This window comes from Methylacidiphilum infernorum V4 (assembly GCF_000019665.1).
In the GTDB taxonomy this organism is placed as follows: domain Bacteria; phylum Verrucomicrobiota; class Verrucomicrobiia; order Methylacidiphilales; family Methylacidiphilaceae; genus Methylacidiphilum; species Methylacidiphilum infernorum.
On record NC_010794.1, the window covers coordinates 305316 to 323441 of the forward strand.

Below are 18126 nucleotides of genomic sequence, written 5' to 3' on the forward strand. Positions count from 1 at the left end.
CAAACTGGGATTCCCCATGGGGATAAGGGGTGAAAAAACTTTTTCTTTTGGGAATTCTTCCTTTTAAGAACGGTGAAAAAAAGCGGAGCTTCTTTTCGATAAAATTTCCTTTTTTTCCAATGAAGGCAACGGCAAAAGGCGGTTTTCTTTGCTGCGGTATGCTTTTAAGCTAGGGCTGTTTAGGGAGGGATTTTGGATTTTTTGTTTGTTTTATTTCTTTTCGACTGATCGGGACATACCCATAGGGATCAAAGCGGAAAATGATTTCACCCGGTTTGCCCATGTTAAGTCGATCACGGGCTATCCGTTCAATAAAAGCCGGATCATGCTTGAGAAGATCGAGCTTCCGGCTCAACTCCTTGTTCTTTAACTCCTCGGCCGCATATTCCTTTGAGAGAAGTTCTTTTTTCTTTTCCAGTTGATCGATCTTCCGGATAATCGGAATGAAAAAGCTCAGGAGTAGGGCTAAAAGACTACAAAAGATGAGAAACTTGGTCCACTGGACGAAATAGATCCAGACGTTGAGACTCTTTAGTTTAATCATCTTTACTGTCTCCAAGCTTAATCCCATAGACCGCATTTTCACCCAAGAGCTCTTCAATCCTGAGCAGTTGGTTGTACTTGCTTAGCCTGTCGGACCGGCAAAAAGAACCCGTTTTAATTTGTCCCGCATTCAAGGCTACGGCAAGATCGGCAATAAAAGGATCTTCACTTTCTCCCGATCTATGACTGACCATGACCCTGTATCCATGTTTTTTGGCCATCTCCACCGTTTGGAAGGTTTCCGTTAATGTGCCTACCTGGTTGACCTTGATGAGAATGGCATTGGCTATTTTTTCTTCAATGCCTTTTTTAAGAAATTCCTTGTTGGTAACAAAAAGATCGTCCCCGACCAGTTGCAGAGTTCCTCCCAGTTGTTGAGTCAGTTGTTTCCAACCCTCCCAATCATTTTCCGCCATTCCATCTTCGATCGATACAAGGGGATATTTTCGGGCAAGTTCCTGGTATAACTCGATCAGGTGGGAAGAGATCAGCTGTATAGGTTGGGATTTTTTAAATCCATACACCTTGGAGTTTTGATCGTAGAGCTCGGTGGCCGCTGCATCCAGGGCATAAAATACGTCTTTAGCCGGCTTATACCCGGCTTTTTCAGTTGCTTCCATAAGGAGACCGAAGGCTTGATCAGCAGAAGCAACCGAGGGGGCAAACCCGCCTTCATCTCCAATTCCCGTTCCCAATTTCTTTTCCTGGAGGATGGTTTTGAGGGCATGAAAGATTTCCACCCCGTACCTCAACCCTTCTTTAAAGGAAGGGGCTCCTAGGGGGACGACCATGAATTCCTGGAAGTCTAAAGGGGCATCGGAATGCACCCCACCGTTGATAAGGTTAGCAAAGGGAACGGGCAGGGTGATCGCTTGGGCCCCTCCAAGGTATTTAAAAAGGGGAAGACCTACGGCCTTAGCGGCTACGCGGGCGACGCAAAGCGATACGGCAAGTATAGCATTGGCCCCTAGAACGGACTTGTTCTTGGAACCATCGAGAGCAATTAAGATCCGGTCGATTTCAGCTTGATCGGTAGCATCCTTGCCGATGAGCTCCGGGGCGATTCTACTCTTGATATTGTGCACCGCTTTTCCCACTTCCTTCCCTCCATAGCGGCTTTTATCGTTGTCTCTTAACTCCAAGGCTTCATGGCTTCCCGTGCTCGCTCCGGAAGGAACTATAGCCGTAGCGCTTATCCCGTTGTCCAGGTGAATTTCAGCTTCAACCGTGGGATTCCCCCGGGAATCTAAAACCTGTCTTGCGAGCACCTTCCGGATCAATGTGTTGGTCATAACAACCTTTAGAAAAACAGAAAAAAGAAGTCTTTCAAGAAAATAGAGTAAAAGTTTTTAAGATTCAAGCACTTAATGCAAAGAACCGGCACCGGGTCGAGTTCCCCTTTTATCCTTGGCGAGCAGGAAAGCCAAGGGAATAGAAAAAATGCAAATCCAACCCATGAACTGGAAAATTTCCATGTAGGCAAGGAGGTTAGCTTGGTTTATGAGCGTGGTATAGAATAGCCGCAGAGTTTGAGAGGCACCGGTGACGGTTCCATGCATCATGGCTATGTAGCTTTCAATGGCAGAAAGTCGATCGTTGTAATTGATGTTGTCCGGGGTATAATAGCCGACAAGGATGGTCTGATGGGCTTGGGCAAGTCTCTGGATAAAAGTTTGAACCATTGAAGTGCCTACACTGCCCCCTATGTTTCGAAACAGGTTAAAGAGTCCCGTGGCTGCCCCGATCTGTTCTTGTCTCAGGGTGACTACGGCAGCGGTCGTCAGGGGAATGAATACGAAAGGAGCCCCGATGCCGTTAATGATGTTAGGAATAACGATATTAATTTTAGCGATTTCGAGATTGAAAAAGCCGATTTGGAGGGAGGAAAGGGCAAGCATAGAAAATCCTAGGGCAACGATAAGCCTTCCGCTCAAAACTCCGAGCAACCTGCCGGCTATGATGGCTCCTGCCACTGCCCCTATGCCTCTAGGACTAATGGCCAGGCCGCTTTGGTAGGCCGTATAGGAAATTAGGGTTTGCAGAAAAAGGGGTAATCCCGAAAGGGTTGCATAAAGAACGATCCCCACGATAAAAATCTCGAAAATCGCTACGGCAAAGTTTTTATCTTTAAAAATCTTCAGGTCAACAATTGGATTATCGGTTGTAAGTTCGCGGTAAATAAAACAGATCATTCCCAGGAGAGAAAGCCCGCCCATCCACCTGAGCCAGAGGGCATCAAACCAGTTGTCCTCTTGCCCCTTGTCCAGGAGAACTTGAAGACAACCCAACCACAAACAGAGAAAAGAAAAACCGAGGATATCTAGTTTTTTCGTTGCATTTCTTTGTAAATAGGGAGGATCTTCAACGGTTATTTTCGAGGCTATGATAGCCAGGATTCCCACGGGCAAGTTGATAAAAAAGCACCACCGCCAGTTGAGATTGTCCGTGAGCCAGCCTCCAAACACCGGTCCTAGGATGGGTGCAACGACTACTCCCAAGGCAAAAAGCCCCATGGCCTGTCCCCTTTTTTCAGGGGGAAAGCTTTCAAGCAATATTGCCTGGGAGATGGGTTGGAGCCCTCCTCCACCGGCCCCTTGGATAATTCTTCCCAAAATCAAGATCCCTAAATTTGGGGCAGCTCCGCAAAGGGCAGAACTTAGGGTAAAGGAAGCGATACAGCCGATCAGCAGTCTTTTTCTTCCAAAGGTTCTTCCGAGCCAGTCGGTCATGGGCAGGACGACCGCGTTGGAGACGAGATAACTGGTCAGGACCCAGGTGGCTTGGGAATTGCTTGCGGCAAGACCACCGGCGATATAGGGAAGAGCCACGTTGAGAATGGTCGTATCCAGGACTTCCATGAAAGTGGCCAACATCACCGAAAGGGCGATTATCCAGGGATTATGCCTGGGCTTCCAGGCAAGTTCGTTTGTCGACTGGCCATCCATAAAAGCTATATAAAGTGGTCAATCGATTATAGCAATAGAATAAAAGGGCTTGAGGTCTTTGCCAGGGAAAAGACTCTTTTTAAGAAAGGTCTCTTTTCTAAAAAGAGCTGTTAACAAAAAAGAAGAAATGTAGAATAAAAGTCTTTTAAATTGAAAGAAAAAAATTTATTTATTTTTTAAGGATGGATTTAGTCCTTGTACAAAATGCGGAAGCTCTTCCTAAAGAGCAGGATCCGGATCGTCCCCTTACGGCTAAAGGCATTGAAACGGCTTCCCAGTTGGGCAAGTTTTTTAAATCCATGGGTTTCAACCCAAGAAAAATTTATCATTCACCCAAGGAAAGAAGCAGGCAAACCGCCGAGATTATAGGCAAAGCTCTTTCAAACGAAGTCAAGCTCCAGCTTTTTAAAGGTCTTTTACCGGGAGACTCGATTGCCGATCTTCTCAAGGAGATAAAAAAAATAGGGGAAGATTCGATTATCGTTGGCCACGAACCCACCCTTTCGAAGCTTTCAACAAGGCTCTTGGTAAAATCCAAGGTTTCTTCCTTTTTCCAGATGGAACCTTGCTGTTGTGTCTGGTTAAGTTACGATAACAAACACAAGGAATGTCTTCTCAAGGGTTTCTTTAGAAGCCAGGCTTTGTCCGCCCTGGAAAAAAGAATCAATGGGAGAACCAAGAAATCCACCCTCCAGCGGTCCTGAGGAAGGCACTCTCCAGCCTTAAGTCCCAGGAGCCATTGCCAACCGGTTCAGGCGGTGTGGTTGTAGGTCAGAGCTGGAAAAATCAATAGGGCTTGTGCATCCTTTGGCTACGAAAGAACATTTTTCGGTAGAAGCCTGCGATTCCTGGGGGGGTTATATTTAGCTTTCCCAACTTTGCGCTTTAGAAGTGAGTACCAAAGTAAAGTGCAGGAAGGGGTGTGTAGGCGCGGTTACTCAAAAGCAATGTCTTGCGCCCATCAAGGAAATGAGCACTAGAAGTTTTGTATTACCCAAGAATCTTAAAATTGGAAACTTAACATTGGCTCTCCGCTTGCATTCTTCTTCATAACCGTTTTCCATCGCCAGGAAATCACCTAACCAATTGAAACACAACATCATTTCAAAGAGCGGCACATCCCCGAGGGGGAGGAAACGGCGTTGATGAGGATTTCCTCTACAGTCCCAACCGAGCCGCCACGTCCTTGTACTCCGGGTCCTCGGCACAGAGCTTCTCGAGCTCGCTGCGCGCCCGCTTCGGCTTCCCGAGCTCCTCGTAGACCAGGACCCGTTCGTACCGGAGTGTCCGGATCAGCTCCTCGGTGAGGGCTTTCCTCCGGCGCAGGGCACCCGCCAGGGTCTCCCGCGCCGCGTACAGGATCCCGAGCCCGCGCATGGCCCTGGCCTTGTAGATCAGCAGAGCGGCGTGGACCGGCTTCTTGTTCTCAATGCCTTTGGTCAACCGCACGATCTTCCGGCAGATGTTCTTGTCGCCTGGGCGGGCGGTGAGCATCAGTTCAGCGAAGGACAGCTTCACAAGCACGTCGTCGGGTTCGAGACGCTTGAGCCTCTCCAGGCAGGCAATCGCATCATCCCAGTGCTCTTGACGCTGTTAGACCTCCACCAGGCTCAACAGCACGTCGCGGAGATCTGGGCCCACGTGTGCGGATACCTCGTCTGTGATGGGCGGTTCATGCTCGCGGAGATGCCGTACTTGGAGAAGTAGCGGCCCAGAAGGCTGTGCTTATCGGAAGCCGTCGCAAGGTAGTTCGCGGCTTCTTCCATCTGATCCTGCTTGAGTGCCAGGAAACCGGCAAGATACGCACCTTCGGCTAGGTGGACGGCTTTCTCGAGGTGTTCAAGGGCCTTCTCTTCGTTGCAAAGGACCAACTCTCGGCACCCGTCCACCAGGGCCTCCTTGTCGTCCGGCGTGATGAGCCGCTTGAAGAGATCCAGTGTCAGCCGGTCTTCCGGACGGACCATTGGGACGACCGGAGTTGAGTAGGACGCGCTTCTCCTGCCACCTGCCCTCCCGCTCGGAAGCATGGTCATGTAGAAAAGGCCTGTTCCTGGCATGCCCACCGGGGCCCGCTTGCCCCTCGGACCGATGGTAAACTTCGCTCCGCACGGCCCGAAGGAGAGAGAGCCGCCCGGCTTGCTCAGGTTTAGGGTTACGCCCGGTGCGATCCTGATTCGTTTCCAGAAGCGGAAGCTCATCCGGAACGTCCCTGTTACCCTTCTAGCGGATACGGATCCTTGCCGTATGGGTGTTCCGTCTGGATCGTGCTGTCCTGCTTGTGAATGATCACTTCTCCAAGCGCCTTCTTCTTCGCCGATTCCTTGGCATGGGCTATGGCCTCGGCCTTCGAATTGTGGCTGCTGGACAGCCTTGACGCATTTTCCACTTTGACGTTCCAGCCGCCGTCGGTTCGATGAGTCACATGGCAAGTCTTATGTCTTGGCATTGTTTCACCTCCATGCATATCATTCCCTCAAGGTGCATCCTGTCTTCCCCCGCAGCCGGCAGTGCATGGTCTTGAGTCGACCACCATCGAAATATGGGAGCTCGATCTTCTCGTCGATGGTCGTGCAGTAGTTCTCAGCAAACAGTTGCAAGTGTGCTGCATCCCGAGCCACATCAGCGTCGGCGGGGAGGTGCTGAAGAATGGCGTTACTCACAAACATGATGAATTTGCTGCGAGCTCGGGTTAAAGTCACGTTAAATCGCCTCGGGTTCAGAATGAATGCCTCTTCTGCGGCGACGAAATCGCGGTCAGCGACGACATAACTTGCTATCATCATGTCCCTCTCCTGGCCTTGGAACCTGTCTACCGTATCCACGAATGGGGGTGGTTCCATGGGCATCCCAGCTGCGTCTACCAGGAGGTTTCTGATAGTGGACATCTGCGCCCGGTGAGGTGTCACTATGCCTAGATGCTTGGACCAGAAATCATGGTCACCGGGACCGTTGCCGTCCTGCTCAAGGATGCGCCGGAACAGCAGGGCAAGAGCCGCAACCATCTGGGCTTCGAACGGATTTGAAAGCGTCGACGTGTGAACGCCGTAACTGAGGACGACCACCGGTATATCCGGGTCGAGGATCTTTAGAAACAGGTCACTCCATGGCAGGTTTTCCGGCCACCCATCCGGTGGGCTGCCTGTTGCAGGGGGTAGAGTAATGTCGAGCCTTCGTTCTGGAAAAAACGCCTCGTATCCTTCGCTGTAGAACCGTTCCTTGGGCCATCCAGAAATCTCCGTGTTTGTCCGGTAATTGCGATCTAGGGCAACAGGATCTTTGCCGTGGGTTTCCTGCATGTACGAGAAGATGCAATCGAAAAGCCCCTGAACGCTATCTCGCATTTCGAATCCGTAGATCGGACCAAGCTGCTTGTGATCTCCAGCGAGGATTACATGCCCATCTTCACGCAGAAGCAGGAAATAGGCTGCCGCGAACGCCACCGGAACCTGCGATGCTTCGTCGATCACGAGGAGATCGAACCATCTGGCGACTGGAGTCCCATCATTCGAAACATCCTTTGCAAGTTGCCCAAGCTGCATCCAGGTACCACCAACCACCACATATTCTGTCCGTTCATGCATGGCTCCAGCCAGAACGCGTGCCGCATGGTCCTTGCGAACAACATCTTCGATGCGTTTATCGAGAGGAGGCTTCGCCGAATCGCTGCGCAGGCGCACAATACGCACATTGCCGGGCGGCTCTCCCAAGACAGAGGCGCGTCGCCGGTCGATCAAGTCCGCGACTTCTCTCAGGACATTGTCGATAGCGTTGTAATTGCTCGCGCCGACTCCGATCGAGATTGGTTCACCGCTATGCCATGCGTTTTCTATCCACCCCAGAATGATACTAGCCAGCACGGTTGTCTTTCCGGTCCCCGGCGGACCCCACAGCAATGACAACCGGTCTGTGAACGAGGTCCGAAAGGCATCCGCTTGGCGGGGATTGAAGGGATGCTTCTGGTACTTTGAGACTTGGTTCAGAAGATACTCGACCTCTGCGTGGCCACGGGTCACCTGCAACTGCCCGGGCTCATACAGGAAGCCGTGAGCGGGTTCTGTCCGAGGATGTTGCACACGCCTTGCCATGATCAAAACCTCCTCCTTCGTCTCCTCTCTCTCGGGGAAGGGTTGCCACCAACGGCTTGCAGCACTTGCTCTATCCTTTGGCTGGAGAAATCCTGGAACATCGGATCGAGAACCATCGGCTGATTCATATCAAGAATGCTCTTATCTTGAGCCAGCCTGAACAAACCACTATTAACCGGTCTTAGCACCAGAAATGGAGGTTCATGCATCGCCTCCAAGTGCACAACCTCAACCTGAAGCAACTTCCCCAACGGGGCATTCACCATCCATTCATCATTCAGTCCGCGAGAAACCAGCAGCGCCCGTGCATCAGGAAACGATAGGCCCAGGTATCTTCTCCAAGGGACATCGAGCTCGATATCGGCATCTTCGTTGGACAATGCCAACAGGAAGTCCCCTTCGTTTATCCTGGCATCTCTTGATGTGGGGGCAAACGTGAAGGTCAGGAGTTCGGCTCCAGCATAACGAGGATCCGATACGCGTACCTTGTCGATGCAGTTCTCGTAAACCCTCCCGCTTGCTGGCTGTATCCCGCGGATTGAGAAAAAGTGGGCCTCTCGTTCGTCAACGGGAAGCGACCGGCGCTGTCGGTTCTCAAGCTCCTGGCATGCCACGTTCAGCTTCTCGAAGACGATGAGGCTGCGAGCACGCTCTGGGATCATCGTCTGCGTTGGCGGAGCTGTGCTGAACGGAGCCTTGCGAAGCGTAAGCCGGTCCCGGTAATGCTCCCGCAGTCGCCTCACGATATGCTGCAGCGCTCGGAGATGGACGCGTGTTGCGTGCTTGATCCCCTCATAGAGCTCGTCTCGTGTGTATAGCCGCCACCGCGATGGTTGATCCGGAAACCTTGGGTCAAAATGTCTCAGGAAAATCTTGTCCTGCCATAACTCGTAAGCCCGCTCAAAGGGGATCTGGTCGCTCATGGGGGTGCTGAAGCCGAACGGCAGTTGGAATCTGTAAAGGTCACCATTCTCGTTGCGAACGGGAAAGAGTGTATTGGCCGTCTCGAACAGGGAATAATCATGCGGAATTGGAAGGCCAAGAAGCAGTCGGACGACATCCTTCACGATAGTACCCGGCTGAGACTTGAACAGGTCTGGATCGGGCAAGACCTGGTCGGGGGGAAAGAGACGAATCAGAAGTTCGATCAGGTCCACGACCTCCGGGTGGTTCATGTGTCTTTCGAACATCCGCCGCAGCTGGTGGACCTCGAGCATGTCCCAGAAAAAGATATGCGATGAGACGCGGTCTGTTGCTGGCAGTCGACTGTTTGTGTCCGAAACCTCCTCGAGCCACCGGGTGACAAGGGTGACGAACTCCACCAGGCGGGCCCGCTCCGTATCCGGGTTCATCGCGTCGACGCGGTCCACGACAAACACATGTTCTTCCGTTTGGGGTGGATCCCCTTGGCTACGGCCCGGTGGAAAGTACACTCGGGCGGCACCCATGGCGAATGTAATGCCGGAACCGGGATCGAAGTGGACCGTAATGAAGATGTTCTGGTCGCTCCATGCGGGCATAAGTGAGCATCTGCGCCCCTCAATAACTACGGGCTTATTGGCGTGGATTGCTTCGGTTCTTGCCAACAGAGCTGGACGATCAGCGCGAAGCTGATGGCTTGACGCCTCTGCGGCCTGCCACTCCGTAGTGCTGCCTCTGATGGCCTCCATCAAGCTCTGCGTGGTCGCGATTCCTTTCTGGCGCAGAAGCTCGGCTTGTCCCTGATTGAGCCACGGTAGCCGGGAAAGATGGTCACATTTCTCCGCCTCCTGCTTGCAGTATCGGACATAGTCACATAGCTGGCACTTTGGCCCCACGTGCCAGGAGACCTCTTCCGGTCTCTGCTTGAGAACCCGGAGTAGTCGTTCCTCGAAGAACTGCTTGACATGGACCTGGTACACCTCGTAGGGGACTGGCAAGAGGGTATCCTTTAGGGCTGAAGTAACAGGGTCACTATCTCCTCTTGCTTTGTATTTACGAACAAGATTCCGGAAAGCGTCAGCATTATGACTACCCGGCCAAATGAACCCCTCTGCGCTCACAGCGTATCGATCCGATAGTCCCAGTTCCGCCAATGCCTTTGCCAGCGAGAGTGCGTAGTAGGTGACTTCCGTAAAATGGCGAAGGGACGGTTCGGCCGCCATTTTCACATCAATTACGTGTAGCTCGAACTCCGGCACAAGACCCGGATTGCCGATAAGCGGATACCCCGTGCCGCCGGGTCGAATCCATATGATGTCGGGACGGGCTGTAACGGTCTCCAAACCGTAGGTGTTGTATGCCTCTTGGAGACCCGGTGTGATATTTGACGGAACCTCGAACTCAGCTTCGATGATGGCAAATGGCGGGGTCTTACGCCGCAGGATTTCGAACAGGTTCTTGATCTTTCCGAATGGCTTCCGACCGACAAGCTCATTGACCTTTTCCTTCTCGACATACTCGACGGCACCCGGCGGTGAAACGTCGATAAGATCCTGGTACTTGTCAGCCTCCCATCGACACCCGGCCGCCTTGACCAGTTTGATACCGGGTCGCTTGTAGGTATCGGCTTCGATGCCGAGAGAGTCTTTTTCGGTGCTGGAAGCCAGCCGAAATCGAAGAAAGCGGTCACAATCAAATTTGAATGTGAGTGCTAGCGTGCCTTTGTCCAGCCGGGGCATGTCAGTTGCCTCCTCGTTCTCTTGTGCGATGGAGTGCCGTGTGAAGTGGCATGGACTCGTCGTCTGCCTTTCCCAGGACCGCCGACGCTACAACCATGGCCCGTTCCAGGTTCAGGCGGTCTGGCTCTCGGAAGCCGATTCGTTTCTTATCACCGAGCTCCTTGGCGTAGGCATCCGCACGGCGTCTAGCATCGGCTATGGCGCTCCGCGGAACGACCACTGGGCAGGATTCTCTATCGGGTGCCTGTGCATCCTTGCGGCATACGAATACGGCATCCCACTTGATGGTTCCGTCGTAGGAATGGAGCCCCCCCTGTCCCTCACCGCGAAGGGGCAAGACGGCGGTACATCTGAAACCCGATCTGGCCAGCACCTCGCCTACAGCGTTCCACGCAGCAATGTGCTTGTGGTGATAGGTGAAGACAAAGACGCCATTCCGTTTGAGCACACGCTGGCATTCGGAGAAGATCCGCCGGAGCCTTTCACGATAAACCGCAATCGACTCATCGTCCCTGGAGGTCAACGCGAGGTTCTCTCCGATGGGAGCCGCAAGATGAGGATCATCGAATGGAGGTTCGGCCTCTCCAAGGGACTGGTGCCAGGCCAGGTAGAAGTCGGAGAGCTCCGAGTAGCTTAGATTATCGAAGTACGGAGGATCCGTGAGGATGAGGTCGATGGTTCCATCAGGGATCTCAGACAGATCCTCGGAAGTCTTTGTGCGTATGGAAGCTCTTGAGGAGCCGGTCAGGATCTGCCAGGGGTTGTCAGAAACCTTCGAGGCGTAAACGTGCTTTCCCGCCTTGGACGGAACGCGGCCGCCTTTCGGGTCCAACTCGGTCGGGGCCTTGGCAAACGCAACCGCCTTCGTGATCTTGCTGAGAGTGTTCGGAAATGTGCCTCTCCCAATACAGTCGAGCCATGGATTGATTTCCACCGGCCTCGTGATGTGCCTGTAGGAATGGATTGAGAACATAGGGCTTAAGCGGCGGTAGCCGAAAGCATACGCCGTGTACATACAGTTCGTGGTGAGATGCTCGCTGAAGGCCATAGCAAGGACGCGCCGGACGCGAGGCTCATCCACCGCTGCGATGGCCTTGCCGAGCAGGGTCAGATGTAGCAGCTGCCGGTCATTAAAAAGGTCACGATACCTTCTGAAGCCGTGGATGATCGGTCGCTGGTCTGAGCGGCCATCTGTCGGGATCTCGCGTATCGGCGCAAACGGGCCTTCGGAGCTCTCAATCTCCTTGAGAAGGCGCGAGGCTTTTCCGTAGCGAATACGGTCTCCCTTCGTCGCCTTCTTGAAATGCCGCGTTACGCCACCTGGGTTTCGCTCGATGTATTCTTGGGCAAACAAGTGCCACATCGGGGGCTTCGGACTATTTCCACGATAAGCGAGACCCGCTGTGTCGCCACATGCGGGACAGCGAACCTTTCCACGATTAAGGGTGCCCTGTGCGATGCGGGTCCGGGTCCCGCACCTACAGCGGATTTCTTTTCGCTCTATGGGAAGCTCGTGGATCTCGTGGCATTCCTTACAGAAGGCCCACTGGAGCCCCTTCTCCTTGCTGGAAGCCAACTGGAAATGCGGATGGATCTCGAAAGTGCTCCCGCAGGAACGACAGGTGCGACACTCCACCCAGAAGTGATGCAAGACCTCGTGCTCCCGGCCATTGAATTTAGTCCTATGGAAAGGTGCTAGCTGGGCAGCAATGGAGACGCAGAGCTCGGCAATCTCTTCGCTCTCGGGATCGTAGGTAGCTGCTTCCAGTTCAAATCTCGTGATGAACGTGGCTATCGGGTCAATGTCGTATCCGATCACATGGGCGCCACAGCGCATGGCTTCCACTAGGCTGGTTCCCCCTCCGACGAAGGGATCCAGGACAACCGCGCCGTCCAGCGGCACCTCGCCCAGGAAGGTGTCCCAAAAGCGGTTTTCTTCATCAGCATCAAGCGAAAGGCCAGTCAAGATAGACCGAAACTGAGAACCGAGGCGTCGGGCGAACCAGCGGTGAACCCGATAGAGCGGATTCGTGCATTGACCTTCCCGCATGGCAAGTTCAGCAATTTCGGCAATCGGAAGTGCGCCCGACTCAAGCAGGGTCGTGTCTGGGAAACCGTGAAAGCGAGAGCATGCGACATCCTCTTGAACCACCCGGTGCTTCTGGGATGCACATTGCACAAGCGTCATGATCCGCATATAATTGAATATGAAACGATGTCAACAACAAAATAATGCGGATTGCATGAGCGTCATGATCCGCTTCCTTTCGCCGCTGGCTGGCTTTTCGTGCGGAGCATGATCAAGTCCTGGTCAAGGCCGTGTCGCAGTACATCGAGCCGTCCGGATACCGCGACCAGGTGATCTGCGGATATTGGGCTGAGACGGAACGGGAACAGGCTCGTGGAATCGAGAACCGTTCTCAGAGCCACCGAACCGTTGGGATGAGCGTGCAAGAAGGCCTCGGCCAACCAGGCGATAACCTCCACCTGAGCTATGGCGAGTGAAAGCCCTGCGGTATAGATGCCTTTTTTCGATGTTTCTTTCAGGACCTCCCAATCGATGAAACTCCGCAGCACCCGTTGTGCCGCCCTGGATACCGTGTCGCGTTCCCCATATTGCTCCCGCACACGGCGCTGTACCTGGCTGGCTACGGCCGTTCCCTGGAGCCTGAGCAGTCGCCCCACATGGGCCGCAATATTTCCCCAGAAAGGATAAACCGCCATGGCCATGCCCCAGTGAACTGCGATATGGTCCTTGCGCGGAAGGTGTGAGAGAAGCTTGAGGCCTTCCCGGTGAAGGGGATGGAGGTCGTGCGGTGGGCGGACCCAGATCTTCATCAGGATGGTGATCGTCTTGTCAAGCGAGCCGCGTATCTTCGTGTTATTGGAACGAAACATTTTCTGGAGATCTTCTTGTAGTGCTGTCTTCACAGCGGGTGCCTCGTTTCCCGCCAAAAAGAGATATGCAGTCCGTTCCAGCCACTTGAGGCGAACAAGACGATCGAGTCCGATTTGGTTGTATCGTCGGTTGGGCCGTGCACTCATCCGTCCCTCCTATAGATCTGGACAAAAGGGACGAGTAGCTCCTCGACACTAATGCCACCATGACCGACTAGGGTTTTACCCGCCGGTACGAAAGCAGCCCGGTTCGGAGCGATGAGGGCGAGGTAGTCCTCTGGGAGGCCCACCGAGGACCACTCCAGGGACTTCGGGAATCGCTCCTTGACTTGATCCCTGAGCCTGGGATCGGAGTAGATACGAACACGCACGCCACGATGGTCCGCAATCGCCCCTTCGGAAGGCCGTCCCACGCCTTTCGACTCGATATTGCCGTGGTCCGAGGCAAGGTAGATCTGGAAACCTTGGGTCTGAAGCAGGCCGAGAAGTTTCCACATGAATCCCTGCCTGGCCCATTGCCGAACTTGGTTGTGCATCCCCGCTGCACCCAGCTCCATGCCGTGCATGATCCTGTCGACCTTGCCAATGACCAGTCCGATGACACGTAGCCTGGGCCGGGCGAGACACTCGGAGACCTTGTCCAGGTCCCCGTCACCCAGTCCCTTGGCGTAGGTCACCTCGTGCTGCGTCAACCCCTGATCGATCCAGAACTGTGTCCAAAGTTCCTGCTCCTTCTCTGTGGTATGGATACTTGCCGGAAAGTAGATCGGCGCTTTTCCGGCAAAGGCGGCCTGCCGGGAAACCGAGGTGATGGTGGGAATCCAAGCAAAAACGGCCTTCTCGTCGAACAGCAGCTTCGAGTCCAGCTCTTTGAGCACCTCGCGTAAGGCGATCCATTGGTCCAGGGCGAGACCGTCCATCAGCAGAAAAGCGATCTTCGAGTTCCGGTCATCCGCGAGCCTTCGGGCGAGGAACCGCGGGATGTGATGCAGCATCACCGGCGGCACGGGCGGAAGGTTGACCAGGCTAGCGTAGTGCTTCAGCACCCAATCCTTGAGTGCAGAATCGATCCGGGATCTCAATCCTTCCAGACGCTCCCGGTATTCTTCCTGCAGGGTGGTGTCCGGCTGCATCTCTAAGGATACGAGTTCCGCCCACGGGTAGGCAAATTGGAGCCACTCCTCATGACGCGCCTCCACCGTGGGGATCTTCTTCTCGATGGAATCCAGCAGCCCCTCCATGCGGCGGCGACGGTTCTCCTCGGGTGAGACTTTGATGCCGTAAGCCACCCATGTCTTGGCGAGCGCTTGTGATTGCTCGTGAGGTACGGGCTGGAGCAAGCCCTCGAGGAAAAGGTTGTTGATGTAAATGCGGACGTCGTCGTGGCCGAAAGGCAAAAGCGGCGGTCCTGGGAACTTGAAGCCGTAGTCCGCAGCGTCCTCGTGGACGGCATCGTCCTTCGGCTTTGCATACGAGTCCAGGAACACCGGCCAGCGCTCCTGCAGGAACGCAAAAAATGCTTTCGCTTCCGGAATGATGTCTTCCAGAGGCCAATCCTCGAACAGGCTGTTTTGACGAAGCACCTGGATAAAGCGCTCATCGAGTATGGCCGGGATTCGTTGTCCGCGGTAATGACGGCGCAACAAGACCTGGAGCAGGTCCTGAGGCTCTTTGATGAGTTCCGGCGCGATCCCGAACACATGACGAAGGACGAAGTCCTTCGTAGCGTTGACGCCGAGCTGCCCCGGTGCGTGCTTCGTCTGCGCATCGAACAAGGCGTCGAGATCAGCCCGATCGAGTGCCGCGACCACGGAAGAGTCGAGAGTCGGGAAGAGATCGCTTAAGGAAAACGAGAGCTTGCGGCCAGCCTGCAGCAAGTCGTAGGGCAACTCATTGAGATCGTGTGATTCCAATCTCAGCACGACCACCAGATCGGTTTCCTCGCCACGGTCCCAGCGGGAACGGAACTTGGATTCGTAGGCATAGCGAAAGGCGACATGATCCTCGAACGGTATCAGCTCAAAGCCCCGTTCCCGGATCCCTGCAAGGATACCTTCTTCAAGGAGCAAGCGATCCGGATCCGCGATCAGGGTAAGCCGGGCGACCTGGGGTGTGAACTCACTCAGGATTTGGTCACGCCAACTACTCATGGGTGCCTCCCTCCACGCGGACGAGAAGCAAGGGCACCATTTCCGGCAAGATCTGGGCCCTGCGCTCGAGTTGTTCCCTGAAGCGTTCTTCCTCCTGTTTCAAGAGACTCAGGCGATGGTTGCGGACCTGGGGCAGTCCGATGAGCTCGATGGCTCTGTGTCGTGCAGCGAGGGCGTACTCGCTCTTCTCACGCTCCCGATCAAGACGCTCCCGGTGAGCCTGCACCAACTCATCGTAGATCGTCTTCCCCTGTCGTTCTGCCGCCTCCCGGAGTCGCTGGAAGGCTTTATGAGAGGTCTCGATGTCCAAATGCCGGAGGATCGTGGGTGGAGTTGTCAGGAGTTGATCCCAGATGTGCCGGGCAGTCGGGGCAAACACCCGACCGTCGTCGGCCAGGAACAAGGGCATGATCCGTCGACGATTCCAGTCGGCTGTCGAGATTGAGATTCGCCAGAGCGACCAGAAACCCATGATCTCTGGGGAAAGGCCAGGAAGCGTGATGACAGGGACTGGTTGTCTCGGGGCAAGGGGAGGTAGGCACATGGCCAGCCCACGCACCTTGGGATCTTCCAGTGTCAAGTGGTAGCTCAAAGGCTTCTCTTCAGCCTCCTTGCTGGTGAAGACGACATTGGTCAGTCGCTCGCCGCTCGGCCAAGTGAGATCCCAGGCACCGTTCTTCCTCTCAGCCTTGCCGCCGTGAGCCTGCAGGTAGCTTACTGTCATGCACTCCACCCAATGCGGGAGCGGGTGGGCCAGCAGCCGCTGGGCCTCGCGAGGGTCCAGGTCTTCGGTAGAACCAAGCATGGAAGCACTCTGTCGGGACTCCCGTGCCTGCTCCTGGATGCTTTTCAGTACCTCGTCGACCTTCGTCTCCACTACATCGGGATTGAGGATGGCCTCCATGTACAGATCATCGAAGATCTGGCCTGCCTGGGCAGAGTCGAGCACGTCACCGGTCTTGTCGATGCCGAACTCTTCGAGGATGACCGCTAGTTTCTCCTCCAGGACCTCGCGGACGCGGTGTTCGACCGAGTCCTCGAACACGAAGTTGATGGCGTGCACCGTATGGGTCTGGCCGATGCGGTCCACCCGGCCGATGCGTTGTTCCAGGCGCATCGGGTTCCAAGGGATGTCGTAGTTGATGACCACATGGCAGAACTGGAGGTTGAGACCCTCACCACCAGCGTCCGTCGAGATGAGGATGCGGGCATCCTTGGCGAATGCGTTCTGGACCCGCTTGCGCTCCTCCATGTCCATGGATCCGTTGAGGCATACTACCTTGAAGCCGCGCTCGGTCAGGAACTCGTACAGCATCTCTTGGGTCGGCACGAACTCGGTGAACACCAGTACCTTGAGGTCCGGGTCGCCTTCCTCGACTTGGAGGCGGTATATCCAGTCCAGGAGCGCTTCGGCCTTGGCGTCCGGGCCTTGGGCTTCGCAGCGCTTGGCCGCTTCCAGGAGTAGCTTCACCTCGGCCCGTTCATTCTTCAGGGCCTTGAGCCTGGTCTTGAGCAGCGTGTCGATCTGCTCCTGGCCGTCCAGGTCGGCCCAGTCCTCCTCGGAGACCATGGTAAAGAGTGTGGGCTGTTCCTGCGCCTGCGGGGCCTCGAGCACTTCGAGGCGCCGCTGCAGGGTTGTGCGGATGGCACGGGTGCTGGAAACCACCAGGCGCTGCATCAGGATCATGAGGAATCCGATGTAGCTGTGCTTCTCGTGCATGGCCTGGTTGTAGCCTTCGCGCACATATTCGGTGACCTCCTCGTAGAGCAGCCGTTGATCCCGGTGGCGATCCTCCCAGGAAACCGGTACCAGCTCCGTGCACCTGGGTTTGAAAAGCGGCTTGCCTTGTGCGTCGATGGCCCGGCGCTTCTCCGTGCGGATCACGTAGGGCTGTACCCGCTCCTTTGTCACGCTGGTCACATCGGGGAAGGCCTTGGCGTCGACCAGGGAAATCAGCCGGTGGAAGGCATCTGTCTTGCCCTGGTGCGGGGTGGCGGATAGCAGGAGCAGGTAGGGCACGGCCTCGGCCAGCCCCTGGCCGAGCTTGTAACGGGCCACCTGGTCCCTGCTCCCACCCAGGCGATGGGCCTCGTCCACGATCACCAGGTCCCAGCCGGCGGAGATCAGGTCCTCGAAGCGCTCCCGGTTGTACTCGGCCACCTGTTCCCTCGACCAGCCGCGCCGTCCCTCCAAAGGCTTCACAGAGTCCATGGGGCAGACCACCTGTGGATGGCTCTGCCAGAGATTGCCTTCTTGGGCGATGCGGCGGTAGGCGGAGAAGTCGCTCGGGATGAGCAGGCGGAACTCCTCTCCGAAGTGGGTGCGCATCTCCGCTACCCATTGGGTAACCAGGCCCTTCGGGGCGATCACCAGAGTTCGTCTCACCAGGCCCCGGAGCTTGAGCTCCCGCATGATTAGACCTGCCTCGATAGTCTTGCCGAGGCCCACCTCGTCCGCCAGGAGATAGCGCACGCGGTCATTGGAAATGGCCCTGGAGAGAGCCCGAATCTGATGGGGCAACGGGATGACGGACGATTCGATGGGAGCAAGCAGGATGTTCTGGGACAGCGCATCGGCCACCCGCGCCGCGGCGGCGAGATAAGCGATCTTTTCCACAGTGCCGACACTTGCTTCATGCATGGGCCGAAGGCGCGCGGCGGGCAATCGCACGACGGTATCCTTGCCCGGCAGCCAGACACGGCAGAAGGTCTCGCCCCAGAGCGTCTGGGACTCGATGATCCTGCAGGGCTCCCTGTGTTCGGGGCTCCATGCCCACTGATCGGGAGTGAACATGCTCTCAGCTATCCACCTCATATTCTACCCGAAAAGGTAAAGCCAAATGAT

General features: G+C 55.1%; 13 protein-coding genes. 1 reads left to right on the forward strand and 12 read right to left on the reverse strand.

Going from position 1 to position 18126, the window contains the following annotated elements:
• Nucleotides 1-169: 169 nt before the first annotated feature.
• The 3 genes from MINF_RS01370 to MINF_RS01380 form a co-directional block, all read right to left on the reverse strand.
• Nucleotides 170-544, reverse strand: coding sequence for an FtsB family cell division protein (locus MINF_RS01370; RefSeq protein WP_148205076.1), 375 nt, complete (start codon nt 542-544; stop codon nt 170-172).
• On the reverse strand, nt 537-1835 hold the full coding sequence (eno, locus tag MINF_RS01375; protein ID WP_012462654.1) for a phosphopyruvate hydratase: 1299 nt from the start codon (nt 1833-1835) through the stop codon (nt 537-539). Before eno ends, MINF_RS01370 begins: the two co-directional genes overlap by 8 nt.
• Nucleotides 1836-1907: 72 nt before the next feature.
• Complete coding sequence (locus MINF_RS01380; RefSeq protein WP_012462655.1) at nt 1908-3488, reverse strand: DHA2 family efflux MFS transporter permease subunit; 1581 nt, start codon at nt 3486-3488, stop codon at nt 1908-1910.
• Nucleotides 3489-3670: 182 nt separating this feature from the next.
• Here MINF_RS01380 and sixA point away from each other — a divergent pair, with 182 nt between their 5' ends.
• A complete protein-coding gene (gene sixA, locus MINF_RS01385; protein WP_012462657.1) occupies nt 3671-4192 on the forward strand; it encodes a phosphohistidine phosphatase SixA in 522 nt (173 codons plus the stop codon).
• Between the two features lie 454 nt (nt 4193-4646).
• On the opposite strand, the gene MINF_RS11565 is transcribed toward sixA, so the two are convergent.
• From MINF_RS11565 to MINF_RS01425, 9 genes are all read right to left on the reverse strand, one after another.
• On the reverse strand, nt 4647-5012 hold the full coding sequence (locus MINF_RS11565) for a hypothetical protein (RefSeq protein ID WP_012462658.1): 366 nt from the start codon (nt 5010-5012) through the stop codon (nt 4647-4649).
• A gap of 86 nt (nt 5013-5098) precedes the next feature.
• Nucleotides 5099-5686: a DUF4236 domain-containing protein gene (locus tag MINF_RS11570; RefSeq protein WP_202943641.1), complete on the reverse strand. Its 588-nt coding sequence runs from the start codon at nt 5684-5686 to the stop codon at nt 5099-5101.
• Nucleotides 5687-5700: 14 nt separating this feature from the next.
• On the reverse strand, nt 5701-5934 hold the full coding sequence (locus MINF_RS01395; RefSeq protein ID WP_202943642.1) for a DUF2188 domain-containing protein: 234 nt from the start codon (nt 5932-5934) through the stop codon (nt 5701-5703).
• 19 nt (nt 5935-5953) lie between these two features.
• On the reverse strand, nt 5954-7573 hold the full coding sequence (locus MINF_RS01400) for a DEAD/DEAH box helicase (RefSeq protein ID WP_048810025.1): 1620 nt from the start codon (nt 7571-7573) through the stop codon (nt 5954-5956).
• Nucleotides 7574-7575: 2 nt separating this feature from the next.
• On the reverse strand, nt 7576-10233 hold the full coding sequence (locus MINF_RS01405; protein ID WP_048810026.1) for a hypothetical protein: 2658 nt from the start codon (nt 10231-10233) through the stop codon (nt 7576-7578).
• Nucleotide 10234: 1 nt separating this feature from the next.
• A complete protein-coding gene (locus MINF_RS01410) occupies nt 10235-12199 on the reverse strand; it encodes a DNA methyltransferase (RefSeq protein ID WP_202943643.1) in 1965 nt (654 codons plus the stop codon).
• Between the two features lie 284 nt (nt 12200-12483).
• On the reverse strand, nt 12484-13278 hold the full coding sequence (locus MINF_RS01415; RefSeq protein WP_012462661.1) for a hypothetical protein: 795 nt from the start codon (nt 13276-13278) through the stop codon (nt 12484-12486).
• Nucleotides 13275-15281 (reverse strand): BREX-3 system phosphatase PglZ, encoded by a 2007-nt coding sequence (gene pglZ, locus MINF_RS01420; protein ID WP_012462662.1) that lies wholly within the window; start codon nt 15279-15281, stop codon nt 13275-13277. The genes MINF_RS01415 and pglZ overlap by 4 nt, the downstream gene beginning before the upstream one ends.
• Nucleotides 15274-18075, reverse strand: coding sequence for a helicase-related protein (locus tag MINF_RS01425; protein ID WP_148205078.1), 2802 nt, complete (start codon nt 18073-18075; stop codon nt 15274-15276). Before MINF_RS01425 ends, pglZ begins: the two co-directional genes overlap by 8 nt.
• Nucleotides 18076-18126: the final 51 nt, after the last annotated feature.

What these genes read in the sequence shown, in the direction of transcription:
- MINF_RS01395 (WP_202943642.1), bottom strand. Translation starts at nt 5,934, where the DNA reads ATGCCAAGACATAAGACTTGCCATGTGACTCATCGAACCGACGGCGGC.
- pglZ (WP_012462662.1), bottom strand. Translation starts at nt 15,281, where the DNA reads ATGAGTAGTTGGCGTGACCAAATCCTGAGTGAGTTCACACCCCAGGTC.
- eno (WP_012462654.1), bottom strand. Translation starts at nt 1,835, where the DNA reads ATGACCAACACATTGATCCGGAAGGTGCTCGCAAGACAGGTTTTAGAT.
- MINF_RS01370 (WP_148205076.1), bottom strand. Translation starts at nt 544, where the DNA reads ATGATTAAACTAAAGAGTCTCAACGTCTGGATCTATTTCGTCCAGTGG.
- MINF_RS01425 (WP_148205078.1), bottom strand. Translation starts at nt 18,075, where the DNA reads ATGTTCACTCCCGATCAGTGGGCATGGAGCCCCGAACACAGGGAGCCC.
- MINF_RS01380 (WP_012462655.1), bottom strand. Translation starts at nt 3,488, where the DNA reads ATGGATGGCCAGTCGACAAACGAACTTGCCTGGAAGCCCAGGCATAAT.
- MINF_RS11570 (WP_202943641.1), bottom strand. Translation starts at nt 5,686, where the DNA reads ATGAGCTTCCGCTTCTGGAAACGAATCAGGATCGCACCGGGCGTAACC.
- MINF_RS01415 (WP_012462661.1), bottom strand. Translation starts at nt 13,278, where the DNA reads ATGAGTGCACGGCCCAACCGACGATACAACCAAATCGGACTCGATCGT.
- MINF_RS01405 (WP_048810026.1), bottom strand. Translation starts at nt 10,233, where the DNA reads ATGCCCCGGCTGGACAAAGGCACGCTAGCACTCACATTCAAATTTGAT.
- MINF_RS01400 (WP_048810025.1), bottom strand. Translation starts at nt 7,573, where the DNA reads ATGGCAAGGCGTGTGCAACATCCTCGGACAGAACCCGCTCACGGCTTC.
- sixA (WP_012462657.1), top strand. Translation starts at nt 3,671, where the DNA reads ATGGATTTAGTCCTTGTACAAAATGCGGAAGCTCTTCCTAAAGAGCAG.